This window comes from Mitsuaria sp. BK037 (assembly GCF_014193045.1).
GTDB lineage: Bacteria > Pseudomonadota > Gammaproteobacteria > Burkholderiales > Burkholderiaceae_C > Roseateles.
This window is the reverse complement of the sequence record NZ_JACHYS010000001.1, coordinates 1,409,141-1,429,180: the sequence shown is the minus strand read 5'-3', so window position 1 is coordinate 1,429,180 and position 20,040 is coordinate 1,409,141. Positions and strand designations below refer to the sequence as shown.

17 protein-coding genes are annotated in these 20,040 nt (G+C 69.5%); 7 read left to right on the top strand and 10 right to left on the bottom strand.

What is annotated here, in order from left to right:
- The 3 genes from FHT37_RS06040 (at nucleotide 1) to FHT37_RS06030 (ending at nucleotide 3,592) form a co-directional block, all read left to right on the top strand.
- A complete protein-coding gene (locus FHT37_RS06040) occupies nucleotides 1–1,377 on the top strand; it encodes a hypothetical protein (protein ID WP_183479485.1) in 1,377 nt (458 codons plus the stop codon).
- Between the two features lie 266 nt (nucleotides 1,378–1,643).
- Nucleotides 1,644–2,489: a pectate lyase gene (locus FHT37_RS06035; protein WP_183479483.1), complete on the top strand. Its 846-nt coding sequence runs from the start codon at nucleotides 1,644–1,646 to the stop codon at nucleotides 2,487–2,489.
- A gap of 152 nt (nucleotides 2,490–2,641) precedes the next feature.
- Entirely contained in the window at nucleotides 2,642–3,592 is a 951-nt protein-coding gene (locus FHT37_RS06030; RefSeq protein WP_183479481.1) for a hypothetical protein, read from the top strand.
- 30 nt (nucleotides 3,593–3,622) lie between these two features.
- Here the strand turns inward: FHT37_RS06030 and gtfA are convergent, their stop codons facing one another.
- The 5 genes from gtfA to FHT37_RS06005 form a co-directional block, all read right to left on the bottom strand.
- Nucleotides 3,623–5,119 carry a sucrose phosphorylase gene (gene gtfA, locus FHT37_RS06025; protein WP_183479479.1) on the bottom strand — a complete coding sequence of 499 codons (1,497 nt, stop codon included), beginning with the start codon at nucleotides 5,117–5,119 and terminating at the stop codon, nucleotides 3,623–3,625.
- Complete coding sequence (locus FHT37_RS06020) at nucleotides 5,116–6,459, bottom strand: MFS transporter (protein WP_183479477.1); 1,344 nt, start codon at nucleotides 6,457–6,459, stop codon at nucleotides 5,116–5,118. Before FHT37_RS06020 ends, gtfA begins: the two co-directional genes overlap by 4 nt.
- A 59-nt stretch (nucleotides 6,460–6,518) precedes the next feature.
- Nucleotides 6,519–8,849: a TonB-dependent siderophore receptor gene (locus tag FHT37_RS06015; protein WP_183479475.1), complete on the bottom strand. Its 2,331-nt coding sequence runs from the start codon at nucleotides 8,847–8,849 to the stop codon at nucleotides 6,519–6,521.
- 299 nt (nucleotides 8,850–9,148) lie between these two features.
- A complete protein-coding gene (locus tag FHT37_RS06010) occupies nucleotides 9,149–10,195 on the bottom strand; it encodes a LacI family DNA-binding transcriptional regulator (RefSeq protein ID WP_255489501.1) in 1,047 nt (348 codons plus the stop codon).
- A 122-nt stretch (nucleotides 10,196–10,317) separates the two neighbouring features.
- Nucleotides 10,318–11,097 (bottom strand): GH12 family glycosyl hydrolase domain-containing protein, encoded by a 780-nt coding sequence (locus FHT37_RS06005; RefSeq protein WP_183479473.1) that lies wholly within the window; start codon nucleotides 11,095–11,097, stop codon nucleotides 10,318–10,320.
- A 284-nt stretch (nucleotides 11,098–11,381) separates the two neighbouring features.
- On the opposite strand from FHT37_RS06005, the gene yqhD reads away from it, so the two are divergent.
- Both yqhD and FHT37_RS05995 read left to right on the top strand, forming a co-directional pair.
- Nucleotides 11,382–12,545: an alcohol dehydrogenase gene (gene yqhD, locus FHT37_RS06000; RefSeq protein ID WP_183479471.1), complete on the top strand. Its 1,164-nt coding sequence runs from the start codon at nucleotides 11,382–11,384 to the stop codon at nucleotides 12,543–12,545.
- 70 nt (nucleotides 12,546–12,615) lie between these two features.
- Complete coding sequence (locus tag FHT37_RS05995; protein WP_091724561.1) at nucleotides 12,616–13,521, top strand: AraC family transcriptional regulator; 906 nt, start codon at nucleotides 12,616–12,618, stop codon at nucleotides 13,519–13,521.
- A gap of 25 nt (nucleotides 13,522–13,546) precedes the next feature.
- Here the strand turns inward: FHT37_RS05995 and FHT37_RS05990 are convergent, their stop codons facing one another.
- On the bottom strand, nucleotides 13,547–14,314 hold the full coding sequence (locus FHT37_RS05990) for a hypothetical protein (RefSeq protein ID WP_183479469.1): 768 nt from the start codon (nucleotides 14,312–14,314) through the stop codon (nucleotides 13,547–13,549).
- A 102-nt stretch (nucleotides 14,315–14,416) separates the two neighbouring features.
- Nucleotides 14,417–15,760, bottom strand: coding sequence for a S8 family serine peptidase (locus tag FHT37_RS05985; RefSeq protein ID WP_183479467.1), 1,344 nt, complete (start codon nucleotides 15,758–15,760; stop codon nucleotides 14,417–14,419).
- Between the two features lie 71 nt (nucleotides 15,761–15,831).
- On the opposite strand from FHT37_RS05985, the gene FHT37_RS05980 reads away from it, so the two are divergent.
- Nucleotides 15,832–16,329: an RNA polymerase sigma factor gene (locus tag FHT37_RS05980; protein WP_221210962.1), complete on the top strand. Its 498-nt coding sequence runs from the start codon at nucleotides 15,832–15,834 to the stop codon at nucleotides 16,327–16,329.
- A 7-nt stretch (nucleotides 16,330–16,336) separates the two neighbouring features.
- Entirely contained in the window at nucleotides 16,337–17,317 is a 981-nt protein-coding gene (locus FHT37_RS05975; protein WP_183479465.1) for a hypothetical protein, read from the top strand.
- A 110-nt stretch (nucleotides 17,318–17,427) separates the two neighbouring features.
- Here FHT37_RS05975 and FHT37_RS05970 read toward each other — a convergent pair whose 3' ends face one another.
- The 3 genes from FHT37_RS05970 to FHT37_RS05960 all read right to left on the bottom strand — a co-directional run bounded on the left by FHT37_RS05970 (nucleotide 17,428) and on the right by FHT37_RS05960 (nucleotide 20,021).
- Nucleotides 17,428–18,615, bottom strand: a complete 1,188-nt coding sequence (locus FHT37_RS05970) for a DUF4382 domain-containing protein (RefSeq protein ID WP_183479463.1) — start codon at nucleotides 18,613–18,615, stop codon at nucleotides 17,428–17,430.
- Nucleotides 18,616–18,886: 271 nt separating this feature from the next.
- Complete coding sequence (locus FHT37_RS05965; RefSeq protein ID WP_183479461.1) at nucleotides 18,887–19,372, bottom strand: hypothetical protein; 486 nt, start codon at nucleotides 19,370–19,372, stop codon at nucleotides 18,887–18,889.
- Between the two features lie 142 nt (nucleotides 19,373–19,514).
- The gene (locus FHT37_RS05960; RefSeq protein WP_183479459.1) at nucleotides 19,515–20,021 is read right to left on the bottom strand and encodes a hypothetical protein; all 507 of its coding nucleotides are present in this window, start codon (nucleotides 20,019–20,021) and stop codon (nucleotides 19,515–19,517) included.
- Nucleotides 20,022–20,040 lie beyond the last annotated feature (19 nt).

Sequence of the window (20,040 nt, the reverse complement as noted above, 5' to 3'; positions counted from 1 at the left end):
ATGATCACCCGTGCGGCCTGGCGGCCAGGCCTGTCCCGTGCCGCGCAGTCGCCGGTCGCCGCGCTGCTGGCCCTGCTCGCCGCGACGACCTGCGCGGCGCAGGTCGCGCCGGAGGGTCCGTTCGAGGTGTCCCTGACCGGCCAGCCGACCCGCTACCTCGTCGAGGGCGCGCCCTACCGCATCACCGGCCACGGCGGTGCCCGCTTCGGCATGAGCGTCGCCGAGCTGCGCGCGGTGATAGGCCGGGAACATCCCAAGGCCCTCGCGTCGCTGCGCGAGGACGCCGATCCGGAAACGGGCGGCGTCGCCTGGACGATCCAGGTGCCGTCGCTCGCGCCGGCGGCGCTGCCGGGCAGCTTGCGCTACCACTTCGGCGCACATGGCGGCACAGATGGCGGCACGCCCGGCGGCCGGCTGGTGGCCATCGATGCCGAATGGCGGACCGACGGCCCCGCCACCGCGGCGCAGCGCACGGCGCTGGTCGAGGCCGCGAAGGCGGTCGGCGCGACGATGGCCGGCTGGCGCTGGCCGCCGCTGGCGACGACGCGCGGCCGCCTGCTGCCCGACGGCACGCTGATCGTGTTCGCCGGCCGCGATGCCGAGGGCGCGGGCGCCGAGATCCGGCTGACCGGCGTCGATGTGGACGTCGAGCCGCGGGCTCGCACGGCCGCCTCGCCGGCACGCGCGCGCGAACACCGCGTCGCGCCGCCGGGGCCGTCGATGCTGCGGCTGCGGCTGGCGGCCGCACCGAGCCCGGCCTCCGCGCCGGCGACGGCGTCCGCCGCGTCCGCCTCCGAGCCGGGGCAGCCCGTCGCGCCGCACCGCGTGACCGGTTTCCGCTCGGCGCGCTTCGGGATGGACGAGGACGAGCTGCGCGCCGCGATCGCGCGGGACTTCGGGGGCGCGGCCGACGCGCTGCAGGTGACCGGGCACCCGACCGAGGGCACCCGCGCGCTGGTGCTGCGGCTGGCTGCGCTCGAGCCCGGTCCGGGCGCCGCGACGATCAGCTACCTCCTGGGCGCGACCTCGCACCGGCTGATCCACGTCAACGTCGTCTGGTCCACCGGCAACGCCCCCGACGAGGCCCAGCGCCAGCGCATGGTCGAGGCTGGCGGACAACTGGCCCGCTACTTCCAGCAGCTCGGCTGGCGACCGGGCGCCACCACCTCGCGCCTGGCGCCGGACGGGAGCCACGCGGTGCTGTTCGCGGGCGTCGACCCGCGGGACGCGGCGCTGGAGCTGCGCATCTCCGGCGTGCAGGTCCAGCGCCTCGGGCAGCCGGCCATCGCGCCAAGGGGGCCCGCGGTGCTGCGCGTGGCCTACTTCGCGACGAGCGCCGGCGGCGACATCGAGGCGTCGCCGCCCGGCGGGCCCTGACAGTTCTTACAGATGTCCGAAGCGGGCCGCCCTCCTCACAATGGCCCGATCCTCAGGAGGGCGTCAGCCACAGCCGCTGACCTCCCTCGGACACGTCGGCCCTGACGGCCGTCACCCGGGCTCCAGCCACGCACGCCTCCCTCCGCGAGGTCCCGTGAAGGTCATGGAACGTCCAAGCCCTCGAGCGCGCGGGTCCTGCCGACCCTCCCGTCCAGGCGCGCACGCGCCTGCCGCTCTCCCTCATCCATTCTTCAAAGGACAGTTCCATGACCTCATCGATTCGATGGACCTCCCGGCGCGCGTGGCTCCGGATCCTGTCGGGCCTGGCCCTGCTCGCGGGGGCCGCGCTGGCCCACGCGGCACCGGCGGCGCGCTCGGTGCCCAGCTGCACGAAGGTCTCGGTCAACGCCACCATCGACGTGCCCGCGGGCACCACCTGGGACGGCGTGGCGAAGTACGGCAAGTGGGTCTGCCTCGTGGGAAGCCCGTCCAACATGAAGGGCACCCAGAGCGAAAGCCAGATCCCCATGTTCAAGCTGAACAATGGGGCGACGCTGAAGAACGTCGTGATCGGCGACGGCGCGCTGGGCTCCGGCACCAACCTCGCGGCCGGCGGGGCGGACGGAGTCCACTGCCATGGCGTGTGCAACATCACCAACGTGTACTGGGCCGATGTGGGCGAGGACGCGGCGACGCTGCTCAAGCTCAGCGGCGTCACCAGCAAGCTGACCATCTCCGGCGGTGCCGCCTTCAAGGCCGCCGACAAGGTCTTCCAGCACAACGGCGACGGCACGCTGGTCATCTCCGACTTCTATGCCGACAACGTGGGCAAGCTCTACCGCTCCTGCGGCAACTGCTCGACCCAGTACGCGCGCAAGGCGACCGTCTCCGGCGTCCGGCTGGGCACCTTGAACGTGGCCGCGGTGGGCGTGAACAGCAGCTACGACAGCAAGTCCGGCATCTCCGGGCAGTACGACGTGGCCACGATCGTCGACCTGGTCTACGCCGGCTCCAAGACCCGGTGCGACACCTACGTGGGCACGGGCAAGGGCAGCGATCCTCCCAGGGACACCAATGCGAGCCACATCGCGCGCAGCTGCGTCTTCAAGTGATGCGTGGGCGCCTGGCCTTCGCGCGCTGGGCGACCCGGTCGGCGCCGGGGCCCTGGGGCGCCCTGGTCCTGCTGGCCGCCGTCGCGGGCGGTGCGGCCCTGGTCGCGTCCACCGGCGGCGATCCGGCGCTCCCGTCTTCCGGGAGGGCTCCGGTGACCGCCCTGGTCGACGCCGCCTCCGGCCCGTCGGCCAGTTCCGGTGTCGTGCCATCGACGCTGGCGCAGACCGTCGACGAGGCCGGACTGGAGGCCCTGGTGACCTCGCTGGCGCAGCGCTGGCAGCGCGAACCGCTGCCGCGACAGGGCCGGGCCGCCGATCCGGCCCTGTTGTCCGACAGCCTGTCCCGCCTGGGGCCCTGGCTGCTGCGTCGACCGCAGGCGGTGTGGTCACGCCTGCCCGACCTCGGCCCCCGCGCCCTGCCCCTGTGGACGGCGCTGCTGCTGTCCGAGCTGAACCTGGATGCGCCCCTGGCATGGCGCCACGCCCTCCAGTTGAGTCAGCGGCATGCCGCCTGGACCGGGGACATCGTGGCGCCCTTGCTGGCGCCGATGTGGCAGCGCCGCGAGTTCGAACTGCTGTTGCGCGAGCTCGATGGCCTGCCCCTGGACGCGGACCTGCGGGAGCGATGGCGGACCGACACCGCGATGCGCTGGGCCGAAGCCGCCCCGGCCCAGGCCGCGGCCTGGGCCGCGCGCGGCGGCTCGGGCACGGCGGATCTGCTCGCGCAGATCCAGGACCGCTGGATCAACCAGGACGCCCGATCGGCGACCGTCTTCGCGAGCATGCTGCCTCGCGGCGCCGGGCAGGCCCTGCTCGAGGAGTCCTTGTCGCGCTGGCTGGCTCTGGATGGCGTCGGCGCCCGGGACTGGATCCTGTCGCAGGGCAGCCAGGAAGGCTTGGACAGCGTCATCGCCGCGCATGCGACCCAGGACGAGCTGGCTCGACACCAGCCGCTGGAGGCCATCGCGCTGGTGCGGCGCATCAGCGATCCGGACCGCCGCGACAAGGCCCAATGGGCGCTGGCCCGGACGCTTGGCGAGATCGACGCCACACGCACCGACCTGATCGATCAGGCCCTGTGGGGCGCCCGGCCGCCGCACTGAAAACGGCTCCCCCTGCCTCGCTGAAGTCCCTCAGCCCAAGCGCAGCGAAGTCTCCTCGCCCGTGGTCCCCGAGAAGCGCAAACCGTGCCGCGCCGGGTCCTTGAAGTCGATCCACAGCTCGGCCTGGTGCTCGCCGTGGGTCCAGGCGAGTCGAAGTTCCTCGTCGCTCCCGCCGCGCATCTCGAACTGGCCGTTGAAGGCGGGATGCGCATTGCGCAGCTCGATCAGCCGCAACAGCTGCTGGACCACGTCCGCGCGCAGGCGTTCGTCGATCTCCGCGCGGGTGTAGTGATGGCGGTTGATGTCGCGCCCGACGCCGGTGCGCTGCAGCAGCGCCAGGTCGTTGCGCCCGGCCAGCAGGCCGACGTAGTACACCTGCGGAATGCCGGGCAGGAAGAACTGGATCGCCCGCGCCAGCAGGTAGTCGCGCTCGTTGCCGCCCAGCGCGTCGAAGAAGGTGCAGTTGACCTGGTACAGGTCGAGGTTGGAGGCCGCCGCGCCGGTGGCCAGGCGGCTCTCGCCGCGGCTGTTGCGGTGGATCCATTCGACCAGCGCATCCAGTTCCTCGGGCGGCACCAGTCCCGGCGATCCCGCGCGGTCGGCGGCGTCCGCGCCGATGTCGATGATGCCGATGCCGTCATGCGTGTCGAGCACCGTCAGCGCATTGCGCGGCCGCATGGCCGCCCACTGCTTCAAGGGCCCGGCGGTGCCGAAGGCGAAGGCATGCAGCAACAGCGGCGGCAGCGCGAAGTCGTACACCCAGTCGACCTGGCGCGCGATCTCGATCTGGCGGCGGTAGTAGCTGTGCACCTCGACCAGCACCTCGATGCCCAGCGCCCGGGCCTTGGCGCTGAAGGCGGCGATGAAGTCGAAGGTCTCCGGCATCATGAAACACGAGCGCCCCGCCCGCTTGATCGCATACCCCGCCGCATCCAGCCGGATGCTGCGGATGCCCACCGAGGCGAAGCGACGCAGGATCGCGTCCAGGTAGGCCTCGCCGCTGGGATGCTCGACGTCGATGTCGATCTGCTGCGGCGTGAAGGTGGTCCAGAAGAGGCGCCGCGCATCGCCCGCCGGCAGCATCGTCAGCGGCAGGCCGGGGCGCGGCCGGTAGACCGCGGTCAGCAGCGCCTCGTTCGCGCCGTCGGGGAACACGGCGTCCAGCGTCAGGAACAGGCCGGCATGCTCGGACGCCTCGCCGCGCGCCTGGTAGTCGAGGAACTGCGGCGACTGCGAAGACATGTGGTTCACGATCACGTCGGCCATCACGTCCAGTCCGCTCTCCGGCGCCGCGAGCGCCGCCAGGTCGGACCAGTCGCCCAGGCGCGGGTCCACCCGGGTGTGGTCGATCGGATCGAAGCCCGCGTCGGCGCCGTCGATCGGATGGAAGAACGGCAGCAGGTGCACGCCGCCGAAGCGGCCGCGCAGCGGATTGCCCTCGCCTTGCGTCAGCAGCGCCTGCAGCGCGCGCAGATCCCCGCCGCCCAGGCGGTCGACATAGGTGATGAGTTGGACTTGGTTCTTCATGGACGGTCGAGGGTGACGGGGGGCGGGAGCGACGGCGCGCGCGCGGGCGCCTTCACCCGCAGCGTCGCCAGCGCGGCCAGCAGCATCAGCGTGCCGGCCAGGCGCAGCACGTTGGCGGGATCGCCGCGCAGCACCGTGTCGTAGAGCAAGGGCAGCGTGAGCATCTGCAGCAGCATCGGGATCACGATGAACATGTTGAAGATGCCCATGTAGACGCCGGCCCGCTCCGGCGGAATGCAGCCGGCCAGCATCACGTAGGGGTTGCCCATCATGCTGGCCCAGGCGACGCCGATGCCCAGCATCGGCACGAACAGCCAGGCGCGCTCGCGCACCAGCGGCAGGCTCCACATCGCGATGCCGGCGGCCACCAGGCAGGCCGCATGCACCCGTCGCGCGCCCAGCCGGCGCGTCAGCGGCAGCATGGCCAGGGCGGCGAGGAAGGCGACGAAGTTGTAGAAGCCGCCGATCTGCCCGTTGAGCAGGCCCGCCTCGCGGAAACCGGCCGAGGACGCGTCGCTGGTGCCGAACAGCGAGCGCGCCAGGCTCGGCACGATGTAGATCCAGTAGCACATCATGGCGTACCACTGGCACAGCTTCATCCACCACAGCCGGCGCATCGTCTCGGGCATCTCGCGCAGCGCCGAGACGATCTCGCCGACGATCGCGCCCGGCGTGCGCGGCTGGGCGCGCAGCGCGTCGAGCGCGCGTGGCGTCATCGGCAGCTCCGGCACGCGGCGCACCGACCACCACACCGTCGTGAACGACAGCAGCGCGCCCAGCCCGAAGGCCACCGTCGTCGTCTGCGGGATGTGGTTGCCGCCGACCGCGTCGCGGCTCATGCCCATCGCCACCAGCAGCGAGGGCGTCAGGTAGGCCAGCGTCTGCGCCAGGCCGGTGAAGGCGCTCTGGATCATGAAGCCGGGCACGTGCTGCGACTCGTCGAGCCGGTCGCTGACATAGGCGCGGTAAGGCTCCATCGTCATGTTGTTGGCCGCGTCGAGGATCCACAGCAGCCCCGCGGCGAACCACAGCGCCGGGCTCATCGGCATCAGCAGCAGCCCCAGGCTGCACAGCAGCGCGCCGAACAGGAAGTACGGCGTGCGCCGGCCCCAGCGCGTGACCGTGCGGTCGCTGACCGCGCCGACCAGCGGCTGCACCAGCAGCCCCGTCACCGGGCCGGCCAGCCACAGCAGCGGCAGCGTGGCCTCGTCGGCGCCGAGGTACTTGTAGATCGGGCTCATGTTGCTCTGCTGCAGACCGAAGCTGAACTGGATGCCGAGGAAGCCGACATTCATGTTGACGATCTGCGCCAGGCTCAGGCGCGGCTTGATGCCGTTCATGGCTGCTCCGGTGCGGCCAGCGCGGCCCGCCAAGGGGTCGGATCGTGCATGCGCGGACCTCAGAAGTCGATCTTCAGCGTGGCGCGCAGCGTGCGGCCATTGAGCGCCCGGGCGGCGTGGCCGTCGCCCTCGATCTCGGTGTAGGCCAGCTTGTCGAACAGGTTGTTGGCCGACAGGCCCAGCATGATCTTCTCCGTCAGCGCGTAGTTCACGAAGGCATTGACCACCGCATAAGCCTTCATCGTGATGGTGTTGGCATCGTCGCCGTAGGACTTGCCGGAGCCCACCACCGCCGCGCCCAGTTCGAGGTCGCCGATGGTGTACGACGGCGCCAGCTGCCACACCAGCGCGGCCTGCCGGCGCGGCTTGTTGCCCACCAGCGCCGGGTCGTTGGCGCTGCGGATGCGGGCATGAGTCCAGGTCGCGCCGGCGGTCAGCCGCCACGGGCCGCTCGTGTACGCGCTTTCCAGCTCCAGGCCGCGGGCGCGGTAGCGGTTGGCGGTGAAGGTCCGCGTCGTGACCTCGTAGTTGCTCTCGTTGGTGCGGGCATCGAAGGCGGTGACGAACAGGCTCAGGCCGGACTTGTCGCGCCACTTCAGGCCGAGCTCGGTCTGGTCGATCTCGTTGATCGCCACCGGCACGGAGCCGTCCAGCGGATTGCCGTAGAGCAGGCGATCCGCGGAGAAGGCCACGCCGTTGCTGACGCGCCCGAACACCGCCAGGTCGCTGCTGACCGCATAGTTCACGCCGCCCGAATAGGAGGTGTGGGAGACCTTGTAGTCCACCTCCTGGCGCGAGGCCGGATCCCAGTTGCGCGTCTGGGCATTGCCGGCCAGCGTGTAGCCGCTGGCCCGCTGGCCGTCGCGGCGCACGCTCAGGTCGACGTTGACCGGGCCGCCTTCCCAGGCCAGCGCCAGGTAGGGAGAGGTCTGCGTGTACTGCACGTCGAAGGTCCGCGCGCAGCAGCCGCCCCAGGTGTCCCAACCGCTGCTCACCGGCAGCGTCGAGGGCTGTCCGGCGGCATCGACGACACGCGCGCCGTTGTTGCTGAAGCTCAGGTTGTACTGGTTCCAGAACCAGGTCTGCGCCACCTGCTGCACGCCGTTGAACAGGCCGCCGAGCACCGTCGCCGACCCGCCGGCCAGCGCGAACTTGCGGCTCAGCTTCAGATCGTTGAAGGTGTTGCCCAGGTCGTCCAGCGAGGTGTTGAACAGCGTGCCGGTGAAGAAGGCATTGCTGCCGTTGTTGCCGTTGTCCGCGGGAAACAGCGCCATGAAGCGGCCCGAATTGCTGCTGCGGCGGAAGCGGTCCTCCAGCGTCCAGCCCTGGCCCAGGTCCAGGCTGGTCTCCAGCCCGATGGCGAAGCTCTTGACCCGCAGCCCGTCGCGCGTGCTCGTGGTGACGGGATTGCCGTTCCTGTCGACGGTGGTGTCGGCGGGCAGGCCCGAGGTCAGGAAGAAGGCCTGGCGCGGATCGATGCCGGCGACGGTCCGGATCTGGCCGTTCACGACCTGCACCGGCACCGGCATCAACGAGGGCGTGCGATCGTCCAGCGCCTTGAGGTTGAGCCGCAGGTAACCGGCGTCGAAGGTCTGGGTCAGGTTGGCCTTGATCTGCCCGCCCTGCTCCAGCGTGCGGCCGGTGGGACGGCCGCCCTCGCCCTGGCGCTGGAAGCCGCCGATGTGGAAGCTGGTGCCGCGCCCCAGCGAGCCGCCGTAGTCGGCCTCCACGCGCCACAGGCGGTGATCGAGGCCGCCGGTCAGCGCCATCGATCCGCCCTGCTCGCCCTTGCCGGTCTTGCTGATGAAGTTGATCAGGCCGCCCGGCGAGTTGCTGGCCAGCGTCGAGGCCGAACCGCCGCGCACCACCTCCAGCCGGTCAATGTTGACGTCGGCGCGCAGGAACTGGTCGGCGGTGCCGAAGGCGATGTCGCCGAACAGCAGCACCGGCAGGCCGTCCTCCTGGATCTGCACGTAGCGCGAGCCGCCGGCCGACAGCGGCACGCCCCGCACGGTGATGTTGGCGTTGCCCTCGCCGCCGGAGGACTCGGAGCGCAGGCCCGGCACCGCGCGCAGCAGTTCCGCCGCGCTGGTCGCGCCGGTCTTGGCGATCTGCTCGCTGCCCATCGAGCTGATGGACAGGCTCTGCTTCATCTTGCTGGTCCTGGTCGAGGTCCCGGTCACGACGACCTGGTTCAGCGACAGCGCGTCGGTCGACGCCTCCTGAGGCGCCGCAGCGGCGGCTGGCTCGCTGGCGTGCTCATTGGCCGTAGCGGGCGCGGCGGCCGGCGGCGCGGCCTCGGGCGTGGCGGTCTGGCTCCAGGCGGCGGGGAAAGCCAGCGAGAGGGCGATCGCCAGCGGCAGCCGGCGCAAGGGCGAGGAAGGACGCATGTCGGGTGTCTCCGGTCGTTGTGCCGCACCGACCTCGACGTGGGTCGGCGTGGATCGCCGCACTGGTGGCGGCCTGCATGCATTGTGGTCGACCCGGCCGTTCATTGCAATCGATTGCAAAACAGCGAAAACCCTAAGTCCAACGCCGTGACAATCGCTGGTGGCACGTCATGATCGGCATTAAGGACCTATGGGGCTAAATGCACACCGCAGCAATGGGTGCAATCGGTGGCTATCAAATGCAATCGGTTGCATTCAGTGTTGCAGAGTGCCGTGAGGCGCACGTCCGCAGTCGAGCCTCAGCCCGTTGCGCGCAGCGAGCTGTCGCGGACGACGAGGTGGACCGGCAGCGTCAACGGCGCGACGCGCTCGCCGGCAAGCATCTGCATCAGCGCATCGACCAGCGCCTCGGCCGCCTCGGCCACCGGCTGGTGGACGGTGGTCAGCGAGGGCGTGCCGTAAGCCGCGAGCGCCATGTCGTCGTAGCCGGTGACGGACACCTCCCCCGGCACCGAGCGCCCCGCCGCGCGCAGCGCGCGCACCGCCTCCAGGGCCAGCAGGTCGGAACAGGCCATCACCGCGTCGACCTCCCGGTGCGCGGCGAAGAAGGCCTCGATCGGAACCCGCGCGGCAGCCGGCGCGAAGGAGACCGGCAGCTCCAGCGCCGGGTCGGGCGCGAGGCCGGCTTCGCGCAGCGCCTGCCAGTGGCCCTGCCGGCGATGCAGCACCTCGGGCAGCTGCGCATCGCCGAGGAAAGCGATGCGACGGCGGCCGGCCTCGATCAGGTGCCGCGTGGCGATCAGCCCGCCGGCATGGTTGTCGCCGCCGACGGTGCAGTAGAGCTGCTGCGGCAGCTCCGCGCCCCAGACCACCACCGGCATGTGGCGCGCGGCCAGTTCGTTGAGCTGGTCGTGGTGGCGCCACTGGCCGATCAGCAGCAGGCCGCAGGCCTTGCCCATCTCGACGCCGCGCACGGCCTGGTCGAGATGGTCCGCGTCGACGCGCGACAGCAGCATGTCGAAGCCGCGCGCGGTCAGCACGTCGGCGATCGCGCCGACGATGGTGAGGAAGAAGGGATCGGAGATGTGCTGGCGGGAGTCGCGGTCGTAGGGCACGACCACCGCGACGGTGCGGTTCTCCTGCAGCCGGAAGCTCTTGGCGCCGAGGTTGATGGTGTAGTTCAGCGACTTGGCCAGTTCCTCGACCCGCCGGCGCGTCTCCGCGTTGACCAGCGGGCTGCCGTTGAGGCAGCGCGACACCGTCGAGACGGACACGCCGGCCATCCGCGCGATGTCCGCCATCTGCAAGCGCCGCCGGTCGGCGGCCTCCCTCTCATCCGATTTCATGAACACGACCTTCTCGAGCGAATCGGGACGAGTTTCGCAGAAGGTCCGCGCCGCCCAGGACGCCGCCTACGATGCCGCAGTGCCGCCGCGGCGAGGCACCGCCCCACCGCGGCGGCACCGGCTCACTTCACGGTGACGGAGAAGTTCTTCGCACCGAAGTTCATGCCGCCGGCCGAGGAGGTGATCTCGAAGCCGTACTGCACATCGCCGACCACCAGGTCGCCCATCCAGCCCAGGTTCTTCAGGTAGTTGAGGATGGCGCGCACGTCCACGGTCGTGTTGTTGGTCTTCGTGGTGCGCAGGAAGGAATACACCATGTTGTTGCCGTTGTTGCCGCGGTAGACATTCCAGGTGGAGCCGCCCACCGAGACGTTGGTGTAGACGGGGATCGCGCAGCCCGCGGAGGTCCAGTTGTAGGAGATCGGCTTGACGTTGCCGCAGCCACCGGCGGTGCCGGTGTAGTTCAGCCACAGCATGATCTCGTGGGCGTTGTTGCCGACCCAGATGTCGTAGGTCGACTCCCAGGCGCCGCCCGATGGCGTGGTCGCGCTGATGGTGGACGTCAGCGTGGACAGCGAGCTGATCGTGCGGTTCACCGCGTAGCCGATGTGCGGGTAGGACTTGATCCCGCCGGTGTTGGGCTGATCGGACCAGACGCCCCAGTCGGCGTTCGAGTTGGCCCAGATGGTCTGGGCACCGGCGGCCAGGTTGCTGCAGGGCGACCAGACGTCGTTGTTGAAGCCGTAGCTGCCGTAGGTCCAGGTGGCGAAGAGATTGGGCGCCGAGCAGGAGGACGTCGCCGGCGAGGAAGCGGCCCAGGTGGCGGCCTGCGCGCCCGGTGCGGCCGCGGCCAGCGTAGTGACGAAGGCGGCTGCGAGCAGCGTGCGATGGGTGAGGTTCATAGGTCTCCGTGTGTTGTTGATGTGAGGATGCCGTGAAGACCGCGCGCGATGTCAGCGTTGTCAGCCGGCCAATTAATTCAGCCCCCAAACAATTAGTTCAACCATCGGGGTAACCCGGCGTCGGCCGCCTCCTGGATCGGTCCCGCCGCCTTGCCCATTCATCCCCGCGCAAGCAGGAATGGGCAAGACGAAAGCAGTTTCGTGCCTTGTCGGCTCCTGGGCGCCGGCGGAACAATCCGCCCCATCGAGTCGATCCTTCGATCACCGCCACGGAGCCGCAAGCCATGAACAACTTCATCCTCAACACCCCCACCAAGATCCTCTTCGGCCAGGGCCAGATCGCCCAGCTTGGCCAGGAGATTCCCGCCGACGCGCGCATCCTGATCACCTACGGCGGCGGCAGCATCAAGAAGAACGGCGTGCTCGACCAGGTCCGCGCGGCGCTGGCCGGCCGCACGGTGCTCGAGTTCGCCGGCATCGAGCCCAACCCCACCTTCGAGACGCTGATGAAGGCCGTCGAAGTGGTCAAGGCCGAGCGCATCGACTTCCTGCTGGCCGTGGGCGGCGGCTCGGTCGCGGACGGGACCAAGTTCATCGCCGCGGCCGCGCGCTACGAGGCCTCGCCGGATACCTGGGAGATCCTGCTGACCCGCGGCGCCAAGGTCGCCGACGCGGTGAAGATGGGCGTCGTGCTGACGCTGCCGGCCACCGGCTCCGAGTCCAACAACGGCGCCGTCATCAGCCGCCGGGAGACCGGCGACAAGCTGCCCTTCTTCTCGCCCTTCACCTATCCGGTGTTCGCGGTGCTCGACCCGGCGACCACCTACTCGCTGCCGGCGCGCCAGGTCGCCAACGGCGTCGTCGACGCCTTCGTCCACACCGTCGAGCAGTACCTGACCTATCCCGCCGAAGGCCGCATCCAGGACCGCTTCGCCGAGGGCATCCTACAGACGCTGATCGAGGAAGGCCCGCGCGCGCTGACCGAGCCCGAGAACTACGACGTCCGCGCCAACGTGATGTGGAGCGCGACGCAGGCGCTCAACGGCCTGATCGGCGCCGGCGTGCCGCAGGACTGGGCGACGCACATGATCGGCCACGAGCTGACCGCGATGCATGGGCTCGATCACGCGCAGACGCTGGCGATCGTGCTGCCGTCGGTGCTGGCCTACAAGAAGGAGCAGAAGCGCGCCAAGCTGCTGCAGTACGCGGAGCGCGTCTGGGGCCTGCGCGAAGGCACCGAGGCGCAGCGCATCGACGGCGCGATCGCGGCCACGCGCGCGTTCTTCGAGCAGTTGGGCGTGGGCACGCGCCTGTCAGCCTACGGCCTGGACGGCAGCACCATCCCGGCGATGATCGCCAAGCTCCAGGAACACGGCGGCACGGCGCTGGGCGAGCACCAGGACATCCGCCTCGAGGACAGCCAGCGCATCCTCGAAGCGGCCCGCTGAGCCGACGGCCTTCCCCTCGCGCGGCGCGGACGGACCTGGGTCCTTCCGCGCCCGATGTCCTTCAGATCCCATGGCGACCACCCTCAACGACAGCATCCGCCGGCGCATCGTCGACGCCGCGACCCGCTTCTCGACCGGGTCCTTCGCGACGCCCTCCCCGGTGGCCGGCGTGCGCGTGCTCTACACCGAGACGCCGCATCCCCGCACGCCGGTGCTCTACGAACCGTCGATCGTCATCGTGGCGCAGGGCGCGAAGGTGGGGCACGTGGGCGACCGGACCTTCCGCTACGACGCGGACAACTATCTGCTGCTGACGGTGCCCCTGCCCTTCGAGTGCCAGACGATCGCGAGCCGCAAGGAGCCCTTCGTCGGCGTGTCGATCGACATTGACACGGCGATGCTGCAGGAGCTGCTGATCGACCTGGAGGACGAGGACTTCGACCGGCCCGCCAGCCTCGAATGCCCCGGCGTCAACAGCGCGCCCTTCACCGAGGAGGTGCTGTGCGCGCTCGAGCGGCTGGTCGACGCGATGGACCATCCGCGCGACGCCAAGGTGCTGGGCCGGCTGATCGTCAAGGAGATCGTCTACCACGTGCTGTGCGGCGACAGCGGTGCGGCGCTGCAGGCGCTGGCCCACCGGCACACGCACTTCGCGCAGGTGACCAAGGCGCTGCAGCACATCGAGTCGAACTACGCCAAGCCCTTGAACGTCGAGCAGCTGGCCAAACTCGTGAACATGAGCGTGTCCGCCTTCCATCACAACTTCAAGGCGGTCACCAACACCTCGCCGCTGCAGTACGTGAAGAGCTACAAGCTGCACAAGGCGCGGCTGATCATGCTGAACGAAGGCGTGAAGGCCGGGGTCGCCGCCACGCGCGTGGGTTACGAGAGCCCGTCGCAGTTCAGCCGCGAGTTCAAGCGCTACTTCGGCGCCACGCCGCTGGATGAAGTGGCGCGGCTGAGGGCGCCGCGGTAAGCGGCCCGCCCTCGCCGCTTCGGGCTCACTGCCCGCCGGTCTTGCCGGCCTTGGCCTCGGCCGAGGTGCTCGCGCTGCCCTGCCCGCTCACCCGACCGCCGTCCCGGCTGGCCTGCGCGGAGCCCGAGGCCTTCGCGCTGCCACTGGCCTGCGCGCCGTGGGCGCGCTCGGGCGAGGCCGGCGTGGAAGGGGACGCCGGCGAGGAAGGCGAAGGCGCGGAAGTCGTCGTGGAAGGCGTGGAGGTCGAGCCGGTACCGCTCGTTGCCGCGGCAGTTCCTTCCGCGCTCACCTGATGGGCCTGGCCCGCCGCGTGATCCAACTGGCCGCCAGCCGCGCTGGCCGCACCCGCCGCGCGGGTGACGCCTCGTTCGGCGCGCTCGTTCAACGAGGTCGTCGCGTCGGCGGCCTTGTCCTGCGCCCGTGTCGCGAGATCCTGCGCGCGGCCGACGCCGTCCTGCGCGCGCTCCGTGGCCTTGCCGCGCGCGGCTTCGACGCCATCACCCACCCGGCCCGTCGCCTGCTGCGCGCGATCGCTCGCCTTGCCGACCGCCTGGTCCGTGCGGTCTCGCGTGTTCTGCAGCGCATCGCGGCCGCGGCTCAGGTCCGGTCGCTGGCCCAGGCCGCCCATCCCACCGAGGCTGCCGCCGATCTGCCCGCTGGCGCCGCCGGAGAGGCCGCCACCGCCGCCGAGCAAGCCCGCATGCGCCGGCTGTGCCAAGGCGCCGAGGACCGCCACCAGGGTGCCCGCCACCACGGGCCAAAGACCTTGGGTCTGCTTCGAAATTGCGTTCATGTCGATCTCCTGGTTCGAGAGCCGCGGAACCGTTCCGCGGCCTGCACTGGGAGAACGACGCGGCCGGATCGCTTCTTCCCGGCCAGTTGCAACCAATGGTTTTCAGCGCAGGTCGCCGGCGTTCACGCGCAGCGAGGCGCCGACGAGCCCGACGCCATACACATCGTCACGCCCCGGGGCGCCCAGGTCGATCGCCTCGCGCGCGAGCGCATTGAAGGCTGACGAGGACGCGGCGCGATCGGACGACGGCAGGCGCGCCGCGAGCAGCCCCGCCACCAGCGGCGCGGCGAACGAGGTGCCGCGCACCGCCGCGTAGCCACGCCCGCCGGCCTCGGCGGCGACCATGTCGGCCCCCGGCGCGGCGAAGGCGACATGCGGCCCGCGCCCGGCCTCGACGAGCACACGCCGGCGCGCGTCGACGCCCGTGACCGCGATCACGCCGGGCCATGCGGCCGGATAGAGCGGCGGCGCCGACGGCCCGTCGTTGCCGACCGGCGCGACCATCAGGAGCCCCTTGTCCTGCGCCGCCTCGACCACGCGTCGCAGCAGCGCGTTGGGCGGGCCGACCAGGCTGATGTTGACCACGCCCACCCGCATCCGCGCCAGCCAGGCCAAGCCTTCGGCGATCGCCTGCACGCCGCCGCCGGCCTGGGACCCGCCCTCGCAATACACGTCCATCGCGAAGAGGCGCCCGCGCGGCAGCGCGCCGCGGAAGCCGATCTCGGAATCGCCCACCAGCAGCGACGCCACGGCCGTGCCATGCGCCGCGGGCCGGGCCTGGCCCGCGCAACCCTGTCGAGTCAGCGCCACGTGCCGCAGCGAGGGATGGGCGGCATCGACGCCGCTGTCGATCATGCCGACGCGACGCTCGCCGGTGACGGCCCCTTCGGTCCCGATGGAGCCGGTCGCGCTTGCGCTTGCGAGCGTCGTCGACGTCGCCGTGCCCGCGTCGACGTAGACATGGTGATAGTCGTAGCTGCCCTCCGGGTCCTCGGCGCGCAGCTGCGCGATCCGCGCGGCCAGCGCTGCCGGCGAGGTTCCTGCGGACGCCCGCAGCCGCAGCCAGGCGAGGTCCAGCCCATCCAGCCGCGTCTCCTCCACCCGCTCCCACCCGTCCATCGACAGCACGCGCTGCCGCGCCTGCGTCGACGACGGCAACGCGAGCACCTCGCCGATGAACACCAGTTCGTCCGCCGCGTTGCGCTGAAGCTGGTCGGGATGGCGCCGAAGCAGCTGATCGGCGAGCCGCTCGCGCCAGCGCAGCGGATCGACCGGCGCGAGCAGTTGGCTGGTCGAGGTCAACAGCGGCTCGGTGCGACGCAGCAGCTCGCCGCCGGGCAGGCGCCCACCGCCGGGAAGATTGGGCAGACGGACCTGCGCCGACGCAGGCAGCGCCGTGATCAAGGCCGCGGCCAAGCCGAGGATCGGAAGGAATTTCAGGCTCATCGACGGATAACGTCCGGCACACGGAAGAAAATCCGCGCCGCCGTCGTTCTATTCATCAGGCATCCCATCGCATGAGCATATTGGAGTTGCAATCCGCCCTGGCCGCGCTGCTGCCCCGGCTGCGGCGCTTCGCCCGCAGCCTGACGCATCACCGCGAGGATGCGGACGACCTCGTGCAGGTGGCCGTGGAGCGGGCGCTGCGGGCCTTGGACCAGTACGAGCCCGGCACGCGCCTGGACAGCTGGATGTTCAGGATCATGAAGAACGCCTGGATCGACGAGCAGCGCGCCCGCGGCCGGCGCGCCGAGGTGCTGGCTCCCGAGGAGGCGGGTGAGCACGTCGGCGTGTCCGAGACGGGTCGGCACATCGCGCGCTTGTCGGTGCAGGCGGCGATGGCGCGGCTCCCCGAGGAGCAGCGCCTGGTTGTGAGCCTGGTGCTTGTCGAGGGCCTGCCCTACAAGGAGGCCGCGGCGGTGCTGGAGGTTCCGATCGGCACCGTCACCAGCCGGCTGGCACGGGCGAAGGACACGCTGCGGCAACTGCTGGGCGACGGCGACATCGACGCATGAGCGGCACATGAGCGGCGAAGGACAGGACATGAACGGCGCAATGGATTCCGGCCGCGAGCGCGGCCAAGACAGCGGCGATGGCGGCGAGGAGGTCGGCGGCGCAGGCCCGGGTCGGGCGCGCGGCGAGCACCGCGAGCACGAGCTCGATGCCGCGCGGACGATGGACGACGCGACGCGCGTCGCCGCCTATGTCGACGATGAGATGGACGCGGCGGAGCGCGCGCGTTTCGAGGCGAGGCTGGCGGAGGATGCGACGCTCGGCGCCGCCGTGGCGAGGGAACGGCGCCTGCGCGCGCGGCTGGGCCAGGCCTTCGATCCCGTGCTGGCAGAGCCCGTACCCGAGCGGCTGAGCGCGCTCTTCGCGAATCGCGAGTCCGCCACCGAGCCCTCACCCGTCGCGGCGCCCGGTCCGTCCGCCAAGCCGGACAACAAGGCAGGCACCAAGCCCATCGACCTCGACGAGGAACGTCGGCGTCGCCGCGGAGGTTGGCTGACCTGGGGCGGCATGGCGGCCAGCCTGGCGCTGGGCGTGTTGATCGGCACGACCTGGCTGGCGCCGCGCGGAGCGCTCGAGGTGGCGGCAGACGGCGGCTGGCTCGCCGAGGGCGCCCTCGCTCAGGCTCTGGACGCGCAGCTGTCCGGCGCGGCGGCGCCCGGTTCCTCCACCCGCGTGGGCCTGAGCTTCGTGTCGCGGGACGGTCGATACTGCCGCGCCTTCACGGTCGGCGGGGCGGATGCCGGCGGTGCCACGGCGGGCCTGGCCTGCCGCGGCGACGACGCATGGCGCGTGCGGCAACTCGCGACGATCACGGCGGGCTCCGCGTCAGCGTCCCCGACCGCATCGACATCCGCAGCGTCGGATGCCTTCCGAATGGCGGCCTCACCCTGGCCGCAAGCGCTGCTCGCCGAAATGGATCGCCTGCGCGAGGGCGATCCCTTGTCGAGCGCGGACGAGCGGGACGCCATGCGTCGCGACTGGCGGCGCTGAGCCCCTCAGCGGCGCTTGATGGCACCTTCGCGTGCAGCCCTCGCGCGGCGCGGCGTGCCTGCCGGCCGGTCACGCGACGCCCCAGCCGGGACGCCGCGATGACGGTCGACTCAAGGGAACGAGAAGTTGGTGGTCGTCGTCGCGCCGGCGGACAGCGTCAGCGGTCCGGCCGTCTTCGTCGCCAGGCCGGAACTGGCCTCCAGCCCGTACTTCGCCGCGGCGCTCGCATCCGCGCCGAAGTTCAACGCACCCAGCGGCGCGACGTACGCCGCCACCATCGGCGCGCCGGTCGGCAGCGTCATGCTGTAGGCGCCGGTGGTCGCATCGACGCCGCGTGTCGCGACCTCGATCTTTTCGCCGCCGAGCAACGTCTGGGTCGCTCGCACGCTCGCGTCGATCGGCGTGAGGCTGGTGGTGACGGTCCCGGCCGCGGTGCCGCTCATCGAGACGCCCAAACTCAGCGGCGAGGTGGCGCCGTTGAGCAAAGTGACGGTGGAGGCGGCCACGGTCAGGCCGGTGACGACGTCGGTCGTGCGTCCGGGCGCGGTGATGACCAGCGTGTAGCTGCCCGGCGCGACCGGCTGCAGCAGGAACTTGCCGGTTGAATCCGGCGCGGTCGCCTTGATGACGACCCCGCCCTGCTGGACGGACACCGTCGTCGCGCCGTTGGCCGCCGCGCTGTCGACGTAGCCGCTGACGCCCGAGACGAAGTTGGGCGTGACGGCGACGACCGGCTTGAGCAGGTACTTGCCGGAGTTGCCGGCGGTGACGACGGACTTGCAGGCGTCGAAGTCCAGCACGAAGTCGGCGAGCTGGTTGGCGGCGATGGTGATGTCGACGTTGAGCTTCACGCCGCTCTGGATGGCGCTGGGCGTGTCGAGCGCGACTTCGGTGCCGCCGGTCGGCACGATGGCGTTCAGGAAGGGATCGCTGCCGCCATTGGCGGCGAGCACGAGGCGCATTTGCGTGTAATGGCCGGCCTGCAGAGGGATCTGCCCGAGGGACGCGAGCACGCCGTTGGTCAGCGTGAGCAGGTCCACGCGCTTGGGGGTGCTGAAGTTCAGTTCCGCCCAGCCGGCGTCGGTGTCGGCGGCGGTCGAGCTCTGGTGGACGCGGATCTTCTGGATCGCGACGTTGACGTGGTCGAAGCCGCAAGTGGGGGCGTCGGTCAAGGAGAGGCCGAGGGTGCCCATGGCCGCGGCAGGTGGGTCATCGCCGCCGGAGCCGCCGCCGCAGGCGGCAAGCAAGGTGAGACAGGCGGCGGTCAAGCCGGCGGTGAGAAAGCGGGGGAACTTCATGGCGGCTCCTTGCCTTTCGGCTTCCGCCTGGACGCGAATTAAAGCCGATGGGTACGGGGAGCGTACGCCTTGCGCCTCAGCAAGGGTGATGCGAGGTGGTGGGAAGTATCACCAGATGCAACGGGGCTTGATCGAATGCGGCTGGGATGCAGCCAAAAATATTCGCTCAGACCGCCCTGCTTTGCCCACGCCCACGCTGTTGATGCGGCAGGGGCCGGTGTTAATTGAGGATTCCTCCGCAATGGAACGCTGGCAATTACCGCTAATTTCGCTAGAGAGCGCGAATATAGGCAATATCACCTAACTGAACGCCAACCTCCTCGAAGCGTCGAATCATTTCTGCCAAGAACCTCTGCCGTCGGTCTTCCTTGTCCTCTCCGTGCGTTTCTGAGAATCTGAGGCCGAAGCTTGACAGAAGATCTATTCCGTCCTTTGACAGCGCGATTTGCGGCCCTCCCCAAGCCGCTCTCCCGGCGAGCAGATCATCAAAGTCAAAAGGATTGAATTTCATTAATTCATCGGCATAGTCAAGGGGACCATTAAAACCAAGTTCACCACCACCACCAGACAATACCCCTTGCGGTAGTAGATCGAGCATTTTTGAAGCAAGCCCAGCGTAAATGAAATCAACAGCAAGCTGGCGAACTTCGGACTCTTTAAGCGATGTACCCGTCACCAAAGAACTGGGAGTGACCGTATCGCAGGTCAAATGATCCAAAAGCCAGTGTTCCAACCAGTCCATTACTTCTTGCTTCATTTTCACCCCTGCGGAAACTTGAGTTTGATGGAACTTGGATTTCCTTCCTTATTCCCAACGACACTCCATTGAAAAAGGAAATAGGAACTGGCCGCTGGTGGCCGACCAGCTTCAACAAACTGGACAATCAAGACCCACCTCGCTACTGGTCTGAAATGCCCCAATCCACGTCGCGAATATCGGGACCCAGTCTCCCTTCGTCTTTCATCGCCTCAATCGCCCGAACAACCTCGTCGATGTCATCAAGAAACCCGATTTTTTGGTGAGAATTTAGCCTCCTAGCTATCGCAAAGCGATTCACGTCCAATGAGCAAAAGAACTCCAACACGAAGTTGGCCACATTGCGTGGGACGTGATTTAAAAGAACAAGTCGCTTGGCGAGGGCAAGCCAGAATATCGGAAGTCGACCACTAGGCTGTGAAAATCCCTTCAGATTTTCATTCAACATCCACCAAACGTGATCTGAACGGTCCTCCGAATTAAATATTCTCCAAGCCTCAAGGAAGTGCTCAATTCCATACAACTCGGAATAATAACGAGTCAGCTCCTCGTACGCAAACGAACCCAAGCACTCCTCATATATTTCATCAGCTGCAGCTTTTAAGCGCGGATTTTCAAGCAACGTCAAAACTCCGATCTTCACAGACATGCAGAGTCAAAGCGGTCAG

What these genes read in the sequence shown, in the direction of transcription:
- FHT37_RS06040 (WP_183479485.1), top strand. Translation starts at nt 1, where the DNA reads ATGATCACCCGTGCGGCCTGGCGGCCAGGCCTGTCCCGTGCCGCGCAG.
- FHT37_RS06035 (WP_183479483.1), top strand. Translation starts at nt 1,644, where the DNA reads ATGACCTCATCGATTCGATGGACCTCCCGGCGCGCGTGGCTCCGGATC.
- gtfA (WP_183479479.1), bottom strand. Translation starts at nt 5,119, where the DNA reads ATGAAGAACCAAGTCCAACTCATCACCTATGTCGACCGCCTGGGCGGC.
- FHT37_RS06020 (WP_183479477.1), bottom strand. Translation starts at nt 6,459, where the DNA reads ATGAACGGCATCAAGCCGCGCCTGAGCCTGGCGCAGATCGTCAACATG.
- FHT37_RS06015 (WP_183479475.1), bottom strand. Translation starts at nt 8,849, where the DNA reads ATGCGTCCTTCCTCGCCCTTGCGCCGGCTGCCGCTGGCGATCGCCCTC.
- FHT37_RS06010 (WP_255489501.1), bottom strand. Translation starts at nt 10,195, where the DNA reads ATGAAATCGGATGAGAGGGAGGCCGCCGACCGGCGGCGCTTGCAGATG.
- FHT37_RS06005 (WP_183479473.1), bottom strand. Translation starts at nt 11,097, where the DNA reads ATGAACCTCACCCATCGCACGCTGCTCGCAGCCGCCTTCGTCACTACG.
- yqhD (WP_183479471.1), top strand. Translation starts at nt 11,382, where the DNA reads ATGAACAACTTCATCCTCAACACCCCCACCAAGATCCTCTTCGGCCAG.
- FHT37_RS05995 (WP_091724561.1), top strand. Translation starts at nt 12,616, where the DNA reads ATGGCGACCACCCTCAACGACAGCATCCGCCGGCGCATCGTCGACGCC.
- FHT37_RS05990 (WP_183479469.1), bottom strand. Translation starts at nt 14,314, where the DNA reads ATGAACGCAATTTCGAAGCAGACCCAAGGTCTTTGGCCCGTGGTGGCG.
- FHT37_RS05985 (WP_183479467.1), bottom strand. Translation starts at nt 15,760, where the DNA reads ATGAGCCTGAAATTCCTTCCGATCCTCGGCTTGGCCGCGGCCTTGATC.
- FHT37_RS05980 (WP_221210962.1), top strand. Translation starts at nt 15,832, where the DNA reads ATGAGCATATTGGAGTTGCAATCCGCCCTGGCCGCGCTGCTGCCCCGG.
- FHT37_RS05975 (WP_183479465.1), top strand. Translation starts at nt 16,337, where the DNA reads ATGAGCGGCGAAGGACAGGACATGAACGGCGCAATGGATTCCGGCCGC.
- FHT37_RS05970 (WP_183479463.1), bottom strand. Translation starts at nt 18,615, where the DNA reads ATGAAGTTCCCCCGCTTTCTCACCGCCGGCTTGACCGCCGCCTGTCTC.
- FHT37_RS05965 (WP_183479461.1), bottom strand. Translation starts at nt 19,372, where the DNA reads ATGAAGCAAGAAGTAATGGACTGGTTGGAACACTGGCTTTTGGATCAT.
- FHT37_RS05960 (WP_183479459.1), bottom strand. Translation starts at nt 20,021, where the DNA reads ATGTCTGTGAAGATCGGAGTTTTGACGTTGCTTGAAAATCCGCGCTTA.